The following is a 1399-nucleotide window of genomic DNA, read 5'->3' as shown; positions in this document are numbered from 1 at the left end:
GGGGGCAGGGAGCGACACGCAGTGCGCGACCGTGGGGGCGGAAATCGGCAGTGCTCAGTATTTCCAGGCCCTGGCCGCGCGCGCCGAGCCCGAGGTACGCATGAACCCGCTGCTGCTCAAGCCCGAGGCCGACACCAGGAGCCAGGTCGTGCTGATGGGGCAGGTGGATGCGGAGCTGACGGCCATGCCCTGGCGCGGCCGCAGTGAAAAGGTGTGGCCGCACATCGCAAACGCGCTCGATGCGCTGCGTGCCGAAAACGACGTGGTGGTGATCGAGGGCGCCGGGTCGCCGGCCGAGATCAATTTGCATGCGAGCGACATCGTCAACATGCGCGTGGCCCGCCACGCCGATGCGCGCTGCCTGCTGGTGACCGACATCGACCGGGGTGGCGCCTTTGCCCACCTCTATGGCACCTGGGCACTGCTGCCCGAGGGCGAGCGTGCGCTCATCCAGGGCTTTGTGCTCAACAAGTTTCGCGGCGACGCCAGCCTGCTGGCCCCGGCGCCGCAGATGCTGCAGGACCTGACCGGGGTGCCCACGGTAGCCACCATTCCCATGCAGTGGCGCCACGGCCTGCCCGAGGAAGACGGCATTTTTGACGACCGCAGCACCGCTGCAGGCGCCATGCACACCACCGTGGCCGTGGTGGCCTATCCGCGCATCAGCAATCTCGATGAATTCCAGCCCCTCAAGAACGTGCCCGGCGTGCGTCTGCTGTGGGCGCGCAGCCCGGCCGACCTGGGCGGCCTGACGCCTACCGACTGGGTGGTGCTGCCTGGCTCCAAGGCCACGGCTGCCGACCTGGCCTGGCTGCGCGCGCAGGGCCTGGACCAGGCCATTGCCCAGCATGCAGGGCGGGGCGGCATGGTGCTGGGCGTGTGCGGCGGCCTGCAGATGCTGGGCGAGGCGCTGATCGACACGGCGGGCATCGACGGCAACGCGCCGGGCCTGGGCCTGCTGCCGCTGGTCACCACGTTCGAAGTCGCCAAGACCGTGCGGCGCACGCGCGCGCAATTTGGCGCGGTGCGGGGCGCCTGGGCTGCGCTCGCGGGCGTGGGGGTCACGGGCTACGAGATCCACCACGGCCAGACGGCGCAGCACCCCGCCATGGCCGCCAAGGGCGACGTGGCGCACGAGGCCATCCCGGGCATCGCCTGGCAGAACGCGGCGGGCAACGTGCTGGGGGTGTATGTGCACGGCCTGCTCGAAGACCCCGCCGTGCTGCAGGCCCTGTTCGGCCGGGACGGTGCGGCCCCGGTGCCCACGCTCGACGCCGTGTTCGACGGCCTGGCCCGCGCGGTGGCGGCGGGCTTTGCGCCGGGCGCGCTGCGTTCGCTGATCGCGCCCCTGGCGTCGCACGGCTGAGCCGGCCTTTCCTTTTTCTCTCCCCCCCCCCCC

The 1399-nt window shown here is 71.5% G+C and carries 1 protein-coding gene; it reads left to right on the top strand.

Translation table 11 applies throughout. The features are described from left to right. Positions 1–1366, top strand: a 1366-nt coding sequence (locus ACOQFS_RS18650; RefSeq protein ID WP_421564325.1) for a cobyric acid synthase, incomplete at its 5' end; no start/stop codon positions are given. Positions 1367–1399: the final 33 nt, after the last annotated feature.

The organism is Paracidovorax sp. MALMAid1276 (assembly GCF_049198005.1).
Classification (GTDB): domain Bacteria; phylum Pseudomonadota; class Gammaproteobacteria; order Burkholderiales; family Burkholderiaceae_C; genus Acidovorax.
Note: the sequence above shows the minus strand (reverse complement) of the source record. Positions and strands in the feature narration are given on the sequence as shown.